The 220-nt window shown below is 67.3% G+C and carries 1 pseudogene; it reads right to left on the reverse strand.

What is annotated here, in order from left to right:
* Window positions 1–220 (reverse strand): annotated as a pseudogene (locus QMX79_RS20935) (IS91 family transposase); the annotation flags it as partial.

The following is a 220-nucleotide window of genomic DNA, read 5'->3' on the forward strand; positions in this document are numbered from 1 at the left end:
TCGCCCTCCAGCGAGCCTGCGTCACCGGGCAATGTTTGCAGCGTGACGACCTTGCGGCCAGCGTCGCGACCGGTGGCGATGCGGTAGGTCATCGAACTCATCCGCAGCCCATCCATGCCGTCGTCGCTACCCGCGCTGTCGGACAGGAACACGGATTCGTCTTCGCCTTCGAGCCAGCCGCGGCGCGACAGGTGCCGGCACACGCGATGCGCGATGGTGT

It is taken from the genome of Stenotrophomonas sp. PS02300, assembly GCF_029959395.1.
GTDB lineage: Bacteria > Pseudomonadota > Gammaproteobacteria > Xanthomonadales > Xanthomonadaceae > Stenotrophomonas > Stenotrophomonas maltophilia_AD.